This window comes from Streptosporangium nanhuense, from assembly GCF_059358815.1.
In genome coordinates, this window is the sequence record NZ_JCADBG010000001.1 from 195,815 (window position 1) to 211,460 (window position 15,646).

Genomic DNA, 15,646 nt, shown 5'->3' on the forward strand with positions numbered 1-15,646 from the left:
GGACACGGGGGCGGGGGAGTGCGAGGGCAAGGGGATACGGCGTCACAGGCGCGGGCAGCGCAGGATCCGCACCGAGCGCGCGGTCACCTCCACCGAGGCCTCGGCGGGCCACGACTCCTCGGCGCCCGGTGAGGCGAACGGGGCCTCGCCGGGACCGTCGTCCGCGGTGTCCAGCACGCGCTGCCACCGCTTGCCGTACCTCGCCTCGGGCAGGGCGAAGGACATGTCCTCGTGGTGGGCGTTGATCAGGAGCAGGAACGAGTCGTCCGCGATCCGCTCGCCGCGCGTGCCCGGTTCGGTGATGGCGTCGCCGTTCAGGAAGACGGTCAGCGACTTGGCGTAGCCGGTGTGCCAGTCGCCGGCCGTCATCTCCTCGCCGGCCGGGGTGAGCCAGACGATGTCGCGGGTCCCGTCGTCGGCCTTGTGGCCGTGGAAGAAGCGGCGCCGCTGGAACACCGGGTGCTCGCGTCGCAGCTTGGACAGGCTCCTGACGAAGTCGAGGAGGTCCCCCTCGCTCCTGACCAGCGACCAGTCGACCCAGGAGGTCTCGTTGTCCTGGCAGTAGGCGTTGTTGTTGCCGTGCTGGGTCCGGCCGATCTCGTCGCCGGCCAGCAGCATCGGCACGCCCTGGGAGATGAACAGGGTGACCAGGAGGTTGCGGCGCTGGCGCCGGCGCAGGGTCACGATCTCCGGGTCCTCCACCGGGCCCTCGGCCCCGCAGTTCCACGACCGGTTGTCGTCGGTGCCGTCGCGGTTGTTCTCCTTGTTGGCCTCGTTGTGCTTGTGGTCGTAGGAGACCAGGTCGGTCAGGGTGAACCCGTCGTGGCAGGTGACGAAGTTGATGGAGGCCACCGGGCGGCGCCCCGAGATGGCGTAGAGGTCGGCGGACCCGGTCAGCCGGGAGGCGAACTCCGGCAGCGCGGACCCGCTCCCGCGCCAGAAGTCGCGCACGCTGTCGCGGTACTTGCCGTTCCACTCCATCCACAGCGGCGGGAAGTTGCCCACCTGGTAGCCGCCGGGCCCCACGTCCCACGGCTCGGCGATCAGCTTCACCTGGGAGATCACCGGGTCCTGCTGGATCAGGTCGAAGAAGGCGCTCAGCCGGTCGACGTCGTGCAGCTCGCGGGCGAGGGCGGAGGCCAGGTCGAACCTGAAGCCGTCCACGTGCATCTCCAGCACCCAGTAGCGCAGCGAGTCCATGATCAGCTGAAGGGCGTGCGGCGAGCGGACGTTGAGGGAGTTCCCGCAGCCGGTGTAGTCGAGGTAGTAGCGCCGGTCGCCGTCGTGCAGGCGGTAGTACGAGCGGTTGTCGATGCCGCGGAAACCCAGCGTGGGCCCCATGTGGTCGCCCTCGGCGGTGTGGTTGTAGACCACGTCGAGGATGACCTCGATCCCCGCCTCGTGCAGCGCCCGTACCATCGCCTTGAACTCCAGCACCTGCTCGCCGCGCTGTCCCGAGCCGGAGTAGGCGGCGTGCGGGGCCAGGTAGGCGATCGTGTTGTAGCCCCAGTAGTTGGTCAGCCCCCGGGCCACCATCGCGTGCTCGGGCACGTACTGGTGCACCGGCATCAGCTCCACCGCGGTGACGCCCAGGCTCAGCAGGTGCTCGATGACCGCCGGGTGACCCAGCCCCGCGTAGGTGCCGCGCTGCTCCTCGGGCACCGCGGGGTGGCGCATCGTGAGCCCGCGCACGTGCGCCTCGTAGATGACGGTCTGGTGGTACGGGGTCCGGGGCGACCTGTCGTTGCCCCACTCGAAGAACGGGTTGATCACCACGTTCTTCGGCATGAAGGGGGCGGTGTCCTCGTCGTTGCGGTTGCCCGGATCGGTGAACTGGTACGAGAACATCGCCTCGTTCCACTTCACGTCACCCTCGACGGCCTTGGCGTAGGGGTCGAGGAGCAGCTTGGAAGGGTTGCACCGGTGCCCCTGGGAGGGGTTGTAGGGGCCGTGGACGCGGTAGCCGTACCGCTGCCCCGGCATGATCCCCGGGACGTAGCCGTGCCAGACGAACCCGTCGACCTCGGTCAGCTCGACGCGCTCCTCGCGGCCGTCATCTCCGAAAAGGCAGAGTTCGACACGCTCCGCTACCTCGGAGAACAGTGAGAAGTTGGTACCGACGCCATCCCAGGTGGCGCCGAGCGGATAGGACTCTCCCGGCCAGACTGCGCGCATGTGACCCTATTCTCCTCTGGTCAGGCCCCTATGTGCAGGGTGTTTCCGCCCTTGTCACTTTAAGGCGGTATTGAGGAGTTTCGTATCCGGGCTACGGCGTGCTTTCCGTATCTCCCTTTTCCGTGCACGCCACGCGACCGCGCGTGACCGGCGGTACACGCGTGGCCGCGAAGGCGTCGTGATCGGCTCGCGGCCGACCACCCTCGGTGACCGGTTCGAGGCGACCGCCCGCTCCGGGACGGCCACCCGTGGTGGACGCCTGCGGAGCGGTCCGGTCGCCGTCACCCCGTCATCCCGCTCGCGAGAGCGAAAGCGAGAGCGTGACCTCGGTCAGCTCAGCAGCTCGGCGTTGAGGCTGATCGTCGTGCCCGAGAGGGCCTTGCTCACCGGGCAGTTCGCCTTGGCGGTCTCGGCCGCCTCCTGGAACTGCTCGGCCGTCAGGCCGGGAACCTGGGCGCGGACCGAGATGACGATCCCGGTGATGCCCTCGCCGGGCTGGAAGGTCACGTCGGCCTTCGTCTCCACGGTCTGGGGCGGGGTGCCGGCCTGGGCCAGCCCGTGGGAGAGGGCCATCGAGAAGCACGAGGAGTGGGCCGCCGCGATGAGCTCCTCCGGGGAGGTCTTGCCGTTGGCCTGCTCGGCGCGCGAGGGCCAGGACACGTCGAACGTGCCCACCCCGGAGGAGTCGAGGGAGACGCTGCCCGAACCGTCGAGCAGCGCGCCCTTCCACTGAGTCGTCGCGGTACGTGTCGTCGCCATGGCGATTTGTCCTTTCGATCATGAACCGTTGGCCATGACCGACCCTACTCGGCGTCGTCACCTCGCCGTGACCCGGAGCGCCCCGTTGTCCCCGAAGCCGGGGGGCAGGGGTCAGAACGAGGCACGCTCGACGAGGACGTCCAGGTCCAGGCCGGGGGGCAGGGTGCCGAAGGCGCGTCCCGCGTCGCCGGACAGGCGGGAGACGCAGAAGGCGTCGGCCACGGCCGCGGGAGCCAGCCGGACGAGCAGGGAGCCCTGCAGCACCAGCGCCATGTCCTCGGCGACACGCCGGGCCCGCAGCTCGAAGTCGGTGGTGTCGTCCAGGGACTTGCGCAGGCGGTCGGCGGCGGCGTCCAGGTGCCGGTCGGCCCCGGCGGCGAGCGCGACCTCGGCGAAGAACGCCTCCTGGGCCTCGGGCTCGCGGCCCAGGGCGCGCAGCACGTCCAGTGCCGCGACGTTCCCCGACCCCTCCCAGATGCCGTTCAGCGGCGACTCGCGGAACAGCCGCGGCATCTGCGACTCCTCGACGTAGCCGTTGCCTCCCAGGCACTCCAGCGCCTCCGCCGCGTGGACCGGGGCGCGCTTGCAGATCCAGTACTTGCTCACGGCCAGCGCGGTGCGGCGCAACGCGGCCTCGGCCTGGTCGCCGGCGATGGCCCGGTCGGTGGCCCCGGCCAGCCGCGTCATCAGGACGGTCGCCGCCTCCGACTCCAGGGCCAGGTCGGCCAGGACGTTGCGCATCAGCGGCTGGTCGGCCAGCTTCCTGCCGAACGCGCCCCGGTTCCGGGCGTGGTGGACGGCCTGCGTGACGCCGTGCCTCATGCCGGCCGCGGAGCCGATCACGCAGTCGAGCCGGGTCATGTTGACCATCTCCAGGATGGTCCGCAGTCCCCGGCCCTCCTCGCCCACCAGCCAGGCCGTCGCGCCGTGGTACTCCACCTCGGCGCTGGCGTTGGACCTGTTGCCCAGCTTGTCCTTCAGCCGCATCAGCTGGACGGCGTTGCGGGTGCCGTCGGGAAGGACGCGGGGAAGCAGGAAGCACGACAGTCCGCCGGGGGCCTGGGCGAGGACCAGGAACACGTCGCACATCGGGGCGGAGTTGAACCACTTGTGGCCGGTCAGGAGGTAGCTGCCGTCGGTCTGCGGTTCGGCGCGGGTGGTGCCGGCGCGCACGTCGGAGCCGCCCTGCTTCTCGGTCATCGCCATCCCGGCGAGCACGCCGCGCTTGCCGAGCGGCGGGCGCAGCCCGAAGTCGTAGCTCCGGGAGGCGAGCAGGGGCTCCCAGTCGGCGGCGAGCGCCGGGCTGTGGCGCAGCGCGGCGATCGAGGCGTAGGTCATCGAGATCGGGCAGCCGTGCCCGGCCTCGACCTGGCTCCAGACGTAGAACTTGGCGGCGCGGGCCACGTGCGCGCCCGGCCTGGCGCTCGACCACGGGGTGGCGTGCATGCCGTTGTCGACGGCGACGGTCATCAGCTCGTGCCAGGCGGGGTGGAACTCCACCTCGTCGATCCGCCGCCCGTAGCGGTCGTGGGTGCGCAGGACGGGGGGATGCTCGTTCGCCAGCCGTCCCCACTCCTGGGCCTGCTCGGAACCGGCGAGAAGGCCGAGCCGGCGCAGTTCCCCGGTGGCCCACCCCGCGCCCTCGCGCGCCACGCCGTCCATCAGGGCGGCGTCGGCGGACACGTCGTGCCCGGTGAGCGGGTGAGCCTGGTTGAAGACGTCATGGGTCACGTGCGGCCTCCGGTGGATCATCCGGCTCGTCGCCGGCCTTTGCGCCTATCTCAACACCCTTCGGAAGGGTTGGCGCCGTCGGTTGGGCGCTATATCCGATTTTCGTCCATAGGTGGACATCTGGTCTCCGAAGATTCATCCCGCCGTACGCGGAGGCCCCGGCCGGTCAGGGGCACGGACGACGGCCCCCACCCCCCGGCCGTGCCGGGCGTTTCGGTCGCGCCGAGTGCTCCGAATCCGTTTCGGCCGCGCCGAACGGCCCGTCCCCGCCTCGACGACGCCGAGACGGGGACGGGGACGGGACCGCGGTGCGGGGTGCGGGGTGCGGGGGCGGGGTGGCCGTCCGGGCGGGAGGCCCGGACCGCGCGTCAGGGGTTCTTGACCAGGTCGCGGAGGTAGTCGTCGTCCTCGTCGCTCTCGGCGAGCACGCGCTCGGCGCCCCGCCGGGCCCGCGCGTCGCCCCGGGTGGCCAGGCCGCGGGTGGCCTCGGCGACCGCGTTCAGGTCCTCGTCGTCGAGCCTGGCGGCCAGCGCGTCACGGATCAGCTCGCTGTCCTCGGGCAGCCCGGCCAGGCCCATGGTGGCCCAGTCGCGTACCTCCGCGTCGGGGTCCCGCGTCATGGAGATGAGCAGTTCGAGCCCCTCGGCGTGGCCCGTGGGCAGGACGGCGGCCAGCGCGGCGGGATCGGCCTGGGTGCGGGTCCAGCCGTCGGCGGTGATGATCTCCAGCACCTCGGGCAGGGCGCGCGGGTCGGCGTGGTGGCCGAGCGCGCCGAGCACCGAGCGCAGCACCCGCTCGTCGCCCTCGGTGGCCGCCATCCGGCGCAGGACCGGCAGCGCCTCCTCCAGGTAGGGCTTCTCGTCCTCGGTGAAGCCGAACTGGGCGAGCACGTCGACGGCGAACTCACGCTTGCGCGGGTCCTCGTTGGAGCACAGCCGCGCCGCCGCGTCGAAGGTCTCCCCGTCGCCGCGTTCGCTCAGCGAGCTCGCCACGGTCCACCAGGTCTCGGCCTCCTCGTCGACGTCGCGGTAGGGCATCGCCCGCTCGACCAGCTCGTCGAACGGCAGCCGCTCGCCCGTGGCGTCCTCCAGCAGGGTGGCGACGGCCGCGTGCCCGCGCTGGCAGGTGAGCTCGGCCAGGCGGGTCCCGTCGGGGCCCACCGCCGCGACGGTCACCAGGTCGGTGCCGTCCTTGGCCCTGCTGCGGCCCACGACGAACTGCGAGTCCTCGGGGACCTGCTCGGTGAGCTGCTCCAGGAGCGCGCTCTCCAGCTGGGTGCCCAGCCAGTCGTAGGCGATGGACAGCGGCGTGTCGCCGTCGCCGTCGGGCCGGTCTGCCTCGGCGCCCGCCCGCAGCAGCGCCTGAACGACGCCCAGGGCGCCGCGCCGGGTGGCGAGGGTGAGCGCGGTGTCGCCGCCCTCGGTGGCGTCCTCGGGGTTCGCCCCGGCGGCGAGCAGCGCCTGGGCCGCCCCGGCCCGCCCGTTGGCGGCGGCCCAGAGCAGGGCGGTCCACCCGCCGGCCTCCCGCCCGGACACCTCGGCGCCTGCGGCCAGCAGCGCCTCCAGGGCCTCGACACGGTCCCAGGCGGAGGCGGCGGACAGGGGCAGCCCCTCGTCCTCGCCGCCGCTGATCCGGTTGGGGTCGGCTCCATGGGCCAGCAGCGCACGCACGATGGCCACGCGGCCCCGGTTCGATGCCAGGTACAGGGCGGTGGGCTCTTCCGCGCCCTCGGGGTCGGCGCTCGTGCCGTCGCGCAGCAGCCGCTCGGCCCGCTCGGCGTCGTTGGCCGCCACCGCGTCCAGGAGTTCTCGGTACATGCCTCCGGATCATATGGCGTGCCTCCCCGGCTCGGCCGTACGCCGGTCCCGCGCCCGGTGAGAAGGCGTCATCCGATGTGTTTATCGGGCTTCCTTCTTTTGAGGGATCCCCTATCGCGACAACTCGCGATATGTTGTGAGTTATGAATGATCCCGGGGAAATGCGGGTCTCGGACGCGGAGCGGGAATCCAGCGTCGAGCGGTTGCGGGTGGCCTCCGTCGAGGGCCGCCTGACCCTCGGGGAGCTGAGCGAGCGCACCGAGGCGGCCTACACCGCCCGCACCCAGGCCGAGCTGGCGGTGGTCACCTCCGACCTGCCCGGCGGTCACCAGGTGCCCGCGGCCGCCTATCCTCCGCTCCCGGCGGAGCAGGGAGGCCGGGCGCGGCGCTGGTTCGTCGCGGTGATGGGCAGCTCCAAGCGGCGCGGTTCGTGGCGGATCGACAAGCCGCTCGGCGCCGTCGCGGTGATGGGCGACGTCGTGCTGGACCTGCGCCAGGCCGAGGTCCGCACCGGGGGAGCGGTCGACATCGTGGCCACTGCGGTCATGGGCGACGTGAAGATCATCGTCCCGGACGGGGTGGACGTCGAGCTCGACGGCGTCGCCATCATGGGCGACAAGAAGGTCCAGGTCATCGAGGCGCCCCCGGGCACGAACGCGCCGCTCGTCAGGGTCAGGGCCTACGTCGTCATGGGAGACGTCAAGGTGATCGGCGACTCCAAGGCCAAGCCCCTCAAGAAGGCGTGGGCCGCCTGGCGGGAGCAGTGGAACGAGCTGCGCGGCGAGCTCGACGGCGACCTGGGCCGTTACCAGCTCGGGCTCGGTCTCGGTCTCCACCAGAACCCCTCCCGTCAGGAGCACCCGCAGCACCCGCACTCCTGGCACCCCGCGCCGCCCCAGCCGCCCCAGCCTCCCCACCCCCCGCAGCCGCCCCGCCACTGAGGGCGGCCCCGCTCCCGCCCGTACGGAAACCCCCGGGCCCCCGGGCTCCGGGCCCCCGGCGAGCGAGCTCCGGGACACGTGCAACGTCCCGGGATCCCCGGCGCGTAGTGATCGGTGACATACACCGAGCAGTGAGGATCCCCGATGCGAGATCGGGCTGACTTCGAGCACTACGTCGAGCAACGCTCGGCCCGCCTGCTGCGGACGGCCTACCTGCTGTGCCGTGACTGGGGTACGGCGGAGGACCTGCTGCAGACGGCTCTGACCAAGGCGTGGTTCGCCTGGCGCAGGGTGGGTGACAACCCGGACCCGTACGTCTACCGAATCCTGACCAACACCCACGCCACCTGGTGGCGGCGCAAATGGCGGGGAGAGCAGCCGAGTGCGGTCCTGCCGGAGCCGCCGGGCGGCGACACGACGGACGCGGTGACCACGCGCCAGGCCGTCCGGCAGCTTCTGGCCGGGCTTCCCGACAGGCAACGGGCCGTGATCGTCCTGCGCTACTTCGCCGACCTGCCCGACCAGCAGATCGCCGAGATCCTCGGCTGCTCGGTGGCGACCGTACGAAGCCAGGCCAGCCGGGCACTGCGCAAGCTGCGGGTGGACTCCGAGACCGCCACCATCACCGCGGGGAGCTGAGATGACGATCACCGAATCCGAGCTGCGCGAGATCCTGAACGAGGCCGGGAGCGAGGGCGAGGGTCACAAGAGGGGCGTGACCGTCGCCGACGTCCATCGGCGCGTCCGCGTGATCAGGCGCCGCCGCCGCTGGGCCGCGACGGGCGGGGTGGCCGTCCTCGGGCTCGCCGCGGTCCTGGTGTCCTCACCGTCGGCCCGGGACACCTGGATGCCCGAGGACGTCTGGACCGGGGTGATGGCGCGACCGGAGAGGACCCCCCAGACCGTTTCCGGCCCGGTGGAGGAGGAGCCCGTCATGCGCGAGAGGGTCGCGTCGTCGCGGCTGTACAAGGAGGGCGGGGTGCGCGAGGAGTTCGCCTTCACGATGACCGCTCCACACGTCAGGGTGGTGATGGAGTGCAGGGGGACACCGGACAGGGCCGCGCTGTGGATCGACGGGCGCCTGGTCACGGCGGGGCCCTGCGACGACGGCGAGGACGACGACACCTGGACGCCCCTCTTCTGGGACTTCGAGGGTGAGCCCGGTTCCCGGCACACCATCGCCGGCATCGTGCTGAAGGCCGAGGTCACGAACCCGGAGGACCTCACCGGCACCGCGGACGTCGACCACCTGGTGGAACGGCAGCGGCCGTTCTCCGCCGAGTGGAGGGTCGAGGTCATCCGGCTCGAGGACCCCAAGTGCCTGGACGAGGTGCGCCAGCTGGATCCCAGGACCGGTGAGATGGTCCGGATGGAATGCGGGGACGAGGGCACCGCGCCTTCCGGCGGTTCCTGAGGCGACCGAAGGCTCCCCCCGCTCCTGCCCGGAGCGGGGGCCTGCCTGCCCGGGGCCGCCCCGGTGGGGCCTCAGGCCGTGGCGAGAACGGGATGCCGGTGCGCCGCCCGCTCGTAGCGTTCGAGCAGCACCGCCGCGACCTCGGGGGCGGCGCCCAGCACGTCGGCGACGGCGTCGGCGCCCGCGGCCAGGGTCTCCCGGCGGATCTTGTCGGCGAAGTGGCCGGGGGCCAGCAGGTAGGGGGCGACCACGACCCGGGAGGCTCCCGAGCGCCGCAGGCGCAGCACGGCCTCCTCGGGGGTGGGGCCGGCGGCCGAGGCGTAGGCGGCGGTCACCGACCGCCAGCCGCGCAGCCTCGCCCAGTCTCCGGCGATCCCGGCGATCGTCGCGTTGGCCCGCCGGTCGCTGGAACCGGCCGAGACCAGCACCACGGCGGTGCCCGGCTCGCCCGGCTCCACGCCCGCCTCGGCCAGGCGCCGCTCCAGCGCGCCGACCAGCAGCGGGTGCGGGCCCAGCGTGGCGCCCGCGCGCACGCGCAGCAGGGGCCTGCGGGCCGTCGCCTCGGCCAGCGCGCCGGGGATGTCGACCCGGCTGTGGTAGGCCTCGGTGAGCAGCAGCGGCAGCACCGCCGCCTCGGCCAGCCCCGACAGCGCCATGGGAAGCGTCGGGGAGGCGTGGTCGAGGTAGGCGGTGCGTACGAGGAGCTCGGGCCGCGCCTCCCGTACCAGGTCGAGCAGGTCCTCCACCGTCGCGGCGGCGCGCGGGTCGCGGGACCCGTGCGCCACCGCGACCAGCGGCATCCCGGAGGCCGTGCCGGTGGCACGCCACCTCATACGTGGAGCCCGCACTCGGTCTTGCCCATGCCCGCCCAGCGGCCGCTGCGCGGGTCCTCTCCCGGGGCGACCTGGCGGGTGCAGGGGGCGCAGCCGATCGAGGGGTAGTCGTCGTAGTGCAGCGGGTTGATCAGCACCCCGTTGTCGGCCATGTAGTTGTCGACGTCCTCCTGCGTCCACCTGGCGATCGGGTTGATCTTGACCATCTGGCGCTTGGCGTCCCACTCGACGACCTTGACGCCGGCGCGGGTGACGGCCTCGTCGCGGCGGATGCCGGAGACCCAGGCGAGGTAGGGCTCCAGGGCACGGTTGAGCGGCTCGACCTTGCGCAGGTAGCAGCACAGGTCGGGGTTGCGCCCGAACAGGCGCGGCCCCAGGTCGCGCTCCTGCTCGGCCACCGTGCGGGACGGCTTCACGTCGATCACGTTCACGTCGTAGACCTGCTGGACGGCGTCACGGGTGCCCATCGTCTCGGCGAAGTGGTAGCCGGTGTCGATGAACAACACGTCCACGCCCGGCTTGACCCTGCTGACCAGGTCGATCAGCAGGGCGTCGCTCATCGAGGCGGTGAGGCAGAGCCGGTCGCCGAAGGTCGCCGCGGCCCAGCGGATGATCTCAAGGGCCGAGGCGTCCTCCAGGAAGCGCGCGGCGGACTCGACGATCTCCTGCAGATCGAGCGTCCCCCGCTGCTGACGTAATCCGACTTCGATGTCCACCAGTGTCATCGCTCGCTCACCCAATCCTCATTCGCCGCGCGGGCAGGTCGTGCCTCGCGGGCCGTCGCGTTCGTCACGTGCATCCCGTTGGATTCGCCGCGCGTCACGAGCGCACCCCGATTCCGAGAAACTTCAGCTTGAAGGCGCGTACGCACGACCGGCAGTACCAGCCGCCGTCGCCTTCGTAGGGCTCCAGGTCTTCCTCGCCGCAGTACGGGCAGTGGAAGGGAACGGCTCGCTCGCTCATCCGTTCCTCCCCGTCCCGCTCGTCCGCGGCCGACCGGTGTGCCGGCCGTTCACTTCAGGTCCGCGTCGTCGGCGCGCTGGACCCAGGCGGAGAAGGTCTCCTCCTCGTCCTTCTGCTTCTCGAAGTTGCGGAGCACGCGCTCCACGTAGTCGGGAAGATCCTCGGAGGTGGTCTTCAGGCCGCGGACCTTGCGGCCGAAGCCGGGGTTGACGCCCAGCGAGCCGCCCAGGTGGATCTGGAAGCCCTCGACCTGCTCGCCCTCGTCGTTGACGACGAGCTGGCCCTTGAGGCCGATGTCGGCCACCTGGATGCGGGCACAGGAGTTGGGGCAGCCGTTGACGTTGATGGTCAGCGGGCTCTTGAAGTCGGGCAGCCGCTGCTCCAGCTCGTCGATCAGGTCGGCCGCGGTGACCTTGGTCTCGACGATGGCCAGCTTGCAGAACTCGATCCCGGTGCAGGCCATGGTCTGGCGGCGGAAGGGGGAGGGGTTGACCCGCAGGTCGCCCGCCTCCAGCTCGGCGACGAGGCTGTCGACCCTGTCGGGCGCCACGTCGAGGATGACCATCTTCTGCTCGACCGTGGTGTGCACCCGGCCGGAGCCGTGCCGCTCGGCGATGTCGGCGATCAGGTGCAGCTTGTCGCCGTCGAGGCGGCCGACCTTCGGGGCGAAGCCGACGTAGAAGTTGCCGTCCTTCTGCGGGAAGACGCCCACGTGGTCCCTGCGGCCGCCGCGCGGCTGCTCGGGCGCGGGGCCGTCGGGCAGGGTGTGGCCCAGGTACTCCTTCTCCAGGACGTCGCGGAACTTCTCGGCACCCCAGTCGTTGATCAGGAACTTGATCCTGGCCCGGTGGCGCAGGCGGCGGTAGCCGTAGTCGCGGAAGATCCCGATCACGCCGCCGTAGGCGGGGGCGACCTGGTCAGGGGTGAGGAAGACGCCCAGCCGCTTGCCCAGCATCGGGTTGGTGGACAGGCCGCCGCCCACCCACAGGTCGAAGCCGCGCTCGCCGTTCTCGTTCACGACGCCCACGAACGCCACGTCGTTGATCTCGTGAACGGTGCAGTGCGCCGGGCACCCGCTCACCGCGGACTTGAACTTGCGCGGCAGGTTGGAGAAGGCCGGGTCGCCGATGTAGGTGTCGTAGATCTCCTGGATCTGCGCGGAGCCGTCGAGGACCTCGTCGGTGTCGATCCCGGCCAGCGGGCAGCCCAGGATCACGCGCGGGGTGTCGCCGCAGGCCTCGGTGGTGGACAGGCCCACCGACTCCAGGCGCTCCCAGATGTCGGGGACGGCCTCGATCTCGATCCAGTGCAGCTGGATGTTCTGCCGGTCGGTGACGTCGGCGGTGCCCCGGCCGTAGAGGTTGGAGATGTCGGCGATGACGCGCAGCTGGGCCAGGTTGAGCCGGCCGCCGTCGATCCTGACGCGGAGCATGAAGTAGCGGTCGTCGAGCTCCTCGGGCTCCAGGATCGCGGTCTTGCCGCCGTCGATCCCGGGCTTGCGCTGGGTGTAGAGGCCGAACCAGCGCATCCTGCCGCGCAGGTCGGCGGGGTCGATGGAGTCGAAGCCGCGCTTGGAGTAGACGTCGATGATCCGCTGACGGACGTTGAGGCCGTCGTCGTTCTTCTTGTTCTCCTCGTTCTTGTTCAGGGGCTCGCGGTAGCCGAGAGCCCACTGACCTTCGCCGCGCGGGCGCTGGTGATGTCGATTCGCCGACCGGGCAGGGGTCGTCATGTGCGCGTCCTTATTGTGGCTCGATGGAATGATTTCCGGACGCGCACGGGCGGCACCTCCCGCCTCATCGTCGAGTGCGGGGGTTGATTACTCAGAAGAGGACGCCTGTTACGCGGCCGAGCTGGGTGAAATCAGCAGGGGGCGACGGTTAACGGACGTCACAACAGATGGCACTGCGGACACGCAGAAGGTCGACGTGGCGTCGCACGACGAGCAACGGGTCCGCTGGCATGTCTACGACGATACCCCGGGCATCATGGATGTCCAACGTCAGGTCCACTATCTGGACGAAGGTATGGGACCGCCGGCACGTGCCGGGCACGGCGGCGGGGGTCCGTCCGGGGGCGAGACGCCGGAAAGGCGGCGAAACCGCCGGCGACGAGGACGCTGGGGCGCCGGGACCGAGGGCGGCGAAACCGCCGGGGGCGAGGGAAGCAGGACGGCACGACGGTCAGGGTCGGGAGCGGCGGGGCGGCCGGGGGCGAGGGCGGCAGGACGGCAGGACGGCAGGACGGTCAGGATCGAGAGCGGCCGGGATCAAGGGCGGCCGGCGTCGGTCGCCCGGTCCTGGCGGGGCCCCGGCGCGTGGAACGCGACGCCGGGGCGCGGGTCACCCCTGGCGCGGCCAGTCCAGCGCCGACTCCCGGGGCCTGGGGGCGGGCTGGTGCTGGCAGTCGCACCACGAGCCTCCCCGGCACTCGTCGTGCCGCCGCTCCTTGCAGTCCTCGCAGATCATGCGTCCATTGTGCGCTGTTCCTTCTAGAATTTTCCTCGGTTACCCTTGCCTGGGCTGTCACGGGGAGGCGTCATGGGGTTGATGGACGAGCTGCTGGTGGACCTGCGCGCCGAGTCGGCCGAGTTCGACACCATGATCGCTGGGCTCGGCCCCGACGAGTGGGAACTGCCCACCCCGGCCGAGGGCTGGGCGGTCCGGGACCAGGTCGGCCATCTCGCCTGGTTCGACGACGCCGCCACCGTCTCCGCCGCCGATCCCGAGGCGTTCCGCGCCTCCCTGCCCGCCTTCCTCGCCCGCGGCGACTCCGCGGTGGACGAGCTCGCCGCGGCCTCGCGCGGCCTGTCCGCCGGTCGGCTCCGCGAGTGGTTCCGCGAGGCGCGGGCCCGCGCCCTGGAGGCCTTCGCCCGTCTGGACGCCGGTGCCAGGCTTCCCTGGTACGGGCCCGAGATGTCGGCCGCGTCCTTCGTCACCGCGCGCCTGATGGAGACCTGGGCCCACGGGCAGGACGTGGCGGACGCGCTCGGCGTCGCCCGCGTGCCGACCGCCAGGCTCAGGCACGTGGCGACGCTCGGGGTGCGCGCCATGCCGTACGGCTTCGCGGTGCGCGGCCTGGAGCCGCCGTCGCGCCCGGTGCGGGTCGAGCTGATCATGCCCGACGGGTCGCCGTGGGAGGCCGGGCCCCCGGACGCCGCCGACGTGGTCCGCGGCCCCATGCTCGACTTCTGCCTCCTGGTGGTCCGGCGCCGCCACCTCGCCGACACGTCCCTGCTGGTACGCGGCGAGACCGCCCGGACGTGGACCTCGATCGCCCAGGCCTTCGCGGGACCGCCGGGTAAGGGACGGCCCCCACTCGGGTAGGGGTCCGATCAGGGAGGCCCCGGGGGGACACCGGATGGAGCCGGACTTCTTTCGCCTGACATGCTCGGAAACATGCGGACCTTGTTGAACGTCATCTGGCTGATCTTCGCGGGGGTCTGGCTGGCGATCGGCTACGTCCTCGCGGGAATCGTGTGCTGCGTCCTGATCATCACGATCCCGTTCGGCATCGCGTCGTTCAGGATCGCCGGCTACGCGCTGTGGCCCTTCGGCCGGACCGTGGCGCGCGACCCGGAGGCGGGGGCGCTGTCGACCATCGGCAACGTGATCTGGTTCGTCGTGGCCGGGATCTGGCTGGCGATCGGGCACGTGCTGACCTCGATCCCGCTCTTCCTGTCGATCATCGGCATCCCGCTGGGCCTGGCCAACCTCAAGCTGATCCCGATCTCCCTGCTGCCGCTGGGCGCGCGCGTCGTCGACGCCGACGACGCGGATGCGTTCCACCGCCGGTAGGTTTCGTCGCGGGCGCCGCGGGCAGAGGCGTGAGATTCGATCGTTGCCCGCCCGACTCGTGATCAAGCGCGGCTAGGAATACCGTTGTGTGGCATGACGTCCACTGATGCCCCGGCCCATCGGCCCGGGCCCGAGCGGCGCCCTCCGCGCGGGCCCGGGGTGCGGTTGCGTGCCGGTATCGCGTGGATCCGCGGTACGGACGTCTGGGGCAGGCTGCGGGCGCTGCTGTCGTGGATCCGCGGCACCGACGCGTGGACCCTGATCGTCGCCACCACGAACGCGGGCGTCACCTACCGCGTCACCGGCCTGGCGGGCGAGGCGGCCTTCTTCGCGCTGTTGTCGCTGCCGCCGTTCATGCTCGGCCTGATCGGCGTGCTCGGCCAGCTGACCCGGGTGTTCGGCCCCGAGACGGTCAAGAACGTCAGCGTCTGGATCGACCAGCAGGCCCACCTGCTGTTCACCGACAACGCCGTGGACAGCGTCGTCACCCCTCTCCTCCAGGACGTGCTGAAACCCGAGAACCAGGTCTCGCTGATCTCCCTGGGCTTCCTGCTCGCGCTCTGGTCGGGCTCGCGGGCGCTGTTCGTCTACGTCGACCTGATCTCGGTCTCCTACGGCCTCGGCGAGGAGCGCGGCATCATCCGCACCCGCCTGATGTCCTTCGGGTTCTACCTCGCGGGCCTGCTGATCGGGCTGGTGGTGATGCCGGTGCTCGTCCTCGGCCCGGGCGCGCTGCGCGGGGCCCTGCCGGCCGACTACGCCGTGCTGGTCGACATCCTCTACTGGCCGGTGGTCGTCATCGGCTCGGTGATCTTCCTTACCCTGCTCTACCACGTGAGCGTGCCCGTACGCACCCGCTGGTGGCGCGAACTGCCCGGCGCGTTGCTCGCGCTCGTCATCTGGATCATCTGCGCCGCCGTGCTGCGCGCGGTCCTCGCCGCCTGGTTCTCGCCGGTCTCCATCTACGGCTCGCTCGCCGCCCCCATCGCCGTGCTGCTGTGGCTCTACATCACCGCGCTGGCCGTGCTCATCGGCGCCACGCTCAACGCCGAGGTCGACCGGCTCTGGCCTGTCGAGGGCGCAGGTCGAGCCGGGCGCGGGGCCCAGTCCGCTATCGTCTAAGCGCGACTGGCGCATAAGGTGGGAGAGACCACCGGGGAGCGAAAAGCGAGGAGGCCGAGCGCCTGGGTCTTCGCGCTATGTCGACGATGACAGG

Annotated in this window: 15 protein-coding genes and 1 riboswitch; of the genes, 6 read left to right on the top strand and 9 right to left on the bottom strand. The window is 71.5% G+C overall.

Features of this window, described 5'->3' with window-relative positions:
* Positions 1-42: 42 nt before the first annotated feature.
* The 4 genes from glgX to AC5L38_RS00820 all read right to left on the bottom strand — a co-directional run bounded on the left by glgX (position 43) and on the right by AC5L38_RS00820 (position 6,482).
* Positions 43-2,175, bottom strand: coding sequence for a glycogen debranching protein GlgX (glgX, locus tag AC5L38_RS00805; protein ID WP_495240771.1), 2,133 nt, complete (start codon positions 2,173-2,175; stop codon positions 43-45).
* Between the two features lie 330 nt (positions 2,176-2,505).
* Positions 2,506-2,934, bottom strand: a complete 429-nt coding sequence (locus tag AC5L38_RS00810) for an OsmC family protein (protein WP_329083919.1) — start codon at positions 2,932-2,934, stop codon at positions 2,506-2,508.
* Between the two features lie 111 nt (positions 2,935-3,045).
* Positions 3,046-4,686, bottom strand: a complete 1,641-nt coding sequence (locus AC5L38_RS00815) for an isovaleryl-CoA dehydrogenase (protein WP_495240772.1) — start codon at positions 4,684-4,686, stop codon at positions 3,046-3,048.
* 347 nt (positions 4,687-5,033) lie between these two features.
* Positions 5,034-6,482: an ankyrin repeat domain-containing protein gene (locus AC5L38_RS00820; RefSeq protein WP_495240773.1), complete on the bottom strand. Its 1,449-nt coding sequence runs from the start codon at positions 6,480-6,482 to the stop codon at positions 5,034-5,036.
* A 143-nt stretch (positions 6,483-6,625) separates the two neighbouring features.
* On the opposite strand from AC5L38_RS00820, the gene AC5L38_RS00825 reads away from it, so the two are divergent.
* The 3 genes from AC5L38_RS00825 to AC5L38_RS00835 all read left to right on the top strand — a co-directional run bounded on the left by AC5L38_RS00825 (position 6,626) and on the right by AC5L38_RS00835 (position 8,837).
* The gene (locus AC5L38_RS00825) at positions 6,626-7,423 is read left to right on the top strand and encodes a DUF1707 SHOCT-like domain-containing protein (RefSeq protein ID WP_495240774.1); all 798 of its coding nucleotides are present in this window, start codon (positions 6,626-6,628) and stop codon (positions 7,421-7,423) included.
* Between the two features lie 144 nt (positions 7,424-7,567).
* On the top strand, positions 7,568-8,062 hold the full coding sequence (locus AC5L38_RS00830; RefSeq protein ID WP_495240775.1) for a SigE family RNA polymerase sigma factor: 495 nt from the start codon (positions 7,568-7,570) through the stop codon (positions 8,060-8,062).
* Between the two features lies 1 nt (position 8,063).
* Positions 8,064-8,837 (top strand): hypothetical protein, encoded by a 774-nt coding sequence (locus tag AC5L38_RS00835; RefSeq protein WP_495240776.1) that lies wholly within the window; start codon positions 8,064-8,066, stop codon positions 8,835-8,837.
* 71 nt (positions 8,838-8,908) lie between these two features.
* On the opposite strand, the gene AC5L38_RS00840 is transcribed toward AC5L38_RS00835, so the two are convergent.
* The 5 genes from AC5L38_RS00840 to AC5L38_RS00860 all read right to left on the bottom strand — a co-directional run bounded on the left by AC5L38_RS00840 (position 8,909) and on the right by AC5L38_RS00860 (position 13,101).
* Positions 8,909-9,670, bottom strand: a complete 762-nt coding sequence (locus AC5L38_RS00840; RefSeq protein ID WP_495240777.1) for a sirohydrochlorin chelatase — start codon at positions 9,668-9,670, stop codon at positions 8,909-8,911.
* A complete protein-coding gene (locus AC5L38_RS00845; RefSeq protein ID WP_495240778.1) occupies positions 9,667-10,395 on the bottom strand; it encodes a phosphoadenylyl-sulfate reductase in 729 nt (242 codons plus the stop codon). Before AC5L38_RS00845 ends, AC5L38_RS00840 begins: the two co-directional genes overlap by 4 nt.
* Before the next feature lie 94 nt (positions 10,396-10,489).
* Complete coding sequence (locus tag AC5L38_RS00850) at positions 10,490-10,633, bottom strand: hypothetical protein (RefSeq protein WP_012893136.1); 144 nt, start codon at positions 10,631-10,633, stop codon at positions 10,490-10,492.
* 49 nt (positions 10,634-10,682) lie between these two features.
* Positions 10,683-12,365: a nitrite/sulfite reductase gene (locus tag AC5L38_RS00855; RefSeq protein ID WP_495240779.1), complete on the bottom strand. Its 1,683-nt coding sequence runs from the start codon at positions 12,363-12,365 to the stop codon at positions 10,683-10,685.
* A 610-nt stretch (positions 12,366-12,975) separates the two neighbouring features.
* Complete coding sequence (locus AC5L38_RS00860; protein WP_495240780.1) at positions 12,976-13,101, bottom strand: hypothetical protein; 126 nt, start codon at positions 13,099-13,101, stop codon at positions 12,976-12,978.
* Positions 13,102-13,173: 72 nt separating this feature from the next.
* Here AC5L38_RS00860 and AC5L38_RS00865 point away from each other — a divergent pair, with 72 nt between their 5' ends.
* The 3 genes from AC5L38_RS00865 (at position 13,174) to AC5L38_RS00875 (ending at position 15,552) form a co-directional block, all read left to right on the top strand.
* Complete coding sequence (locus tag AC5L38_RS00865) at positions 13,174-13,959, top strand: TIGR03084 family metal-binding protein (RefSeq protein ID WP_495240781.1); 786 nt, start codon at positions 13,174-13,176, stop codon at positions 13,957-13,959.
* 72 nt (positions 13,960-14,031) lie between these two features.
* Positions 14,032-14,430 (top strand): YccF domain-containing protein, encoded by a 399-nt coding sequence (locus tag AC5L38_RS00870; protein WP_495240782.1) that lies wholly within the window; start codon positions 14,032-14,034, stop codon positions 14,428-14,430.
* A gap of 93 nt (positions 14,431-14,523) precedes the next feature.
* Positions 14,524-15,552 (top strand): YihY/virulence factor BrkB family protein, encoded by a 1,029-nt coding sequence (locus tag AC5L38_RS00875; RefSeq protein WP_495240783.1) that lies wholly within the window; start codon positions 14,524-14,526, stop codon positions 15,550-15,552.
* Positions 15,545-15,627: riboswitch (ZMP/ZTP riboswitch) on the top strand. It overlaps the preceding gene by 8 nt.
* The last annotated feature ends 19 nt before the right edge of the window (positions 15,628-15,646 follow it).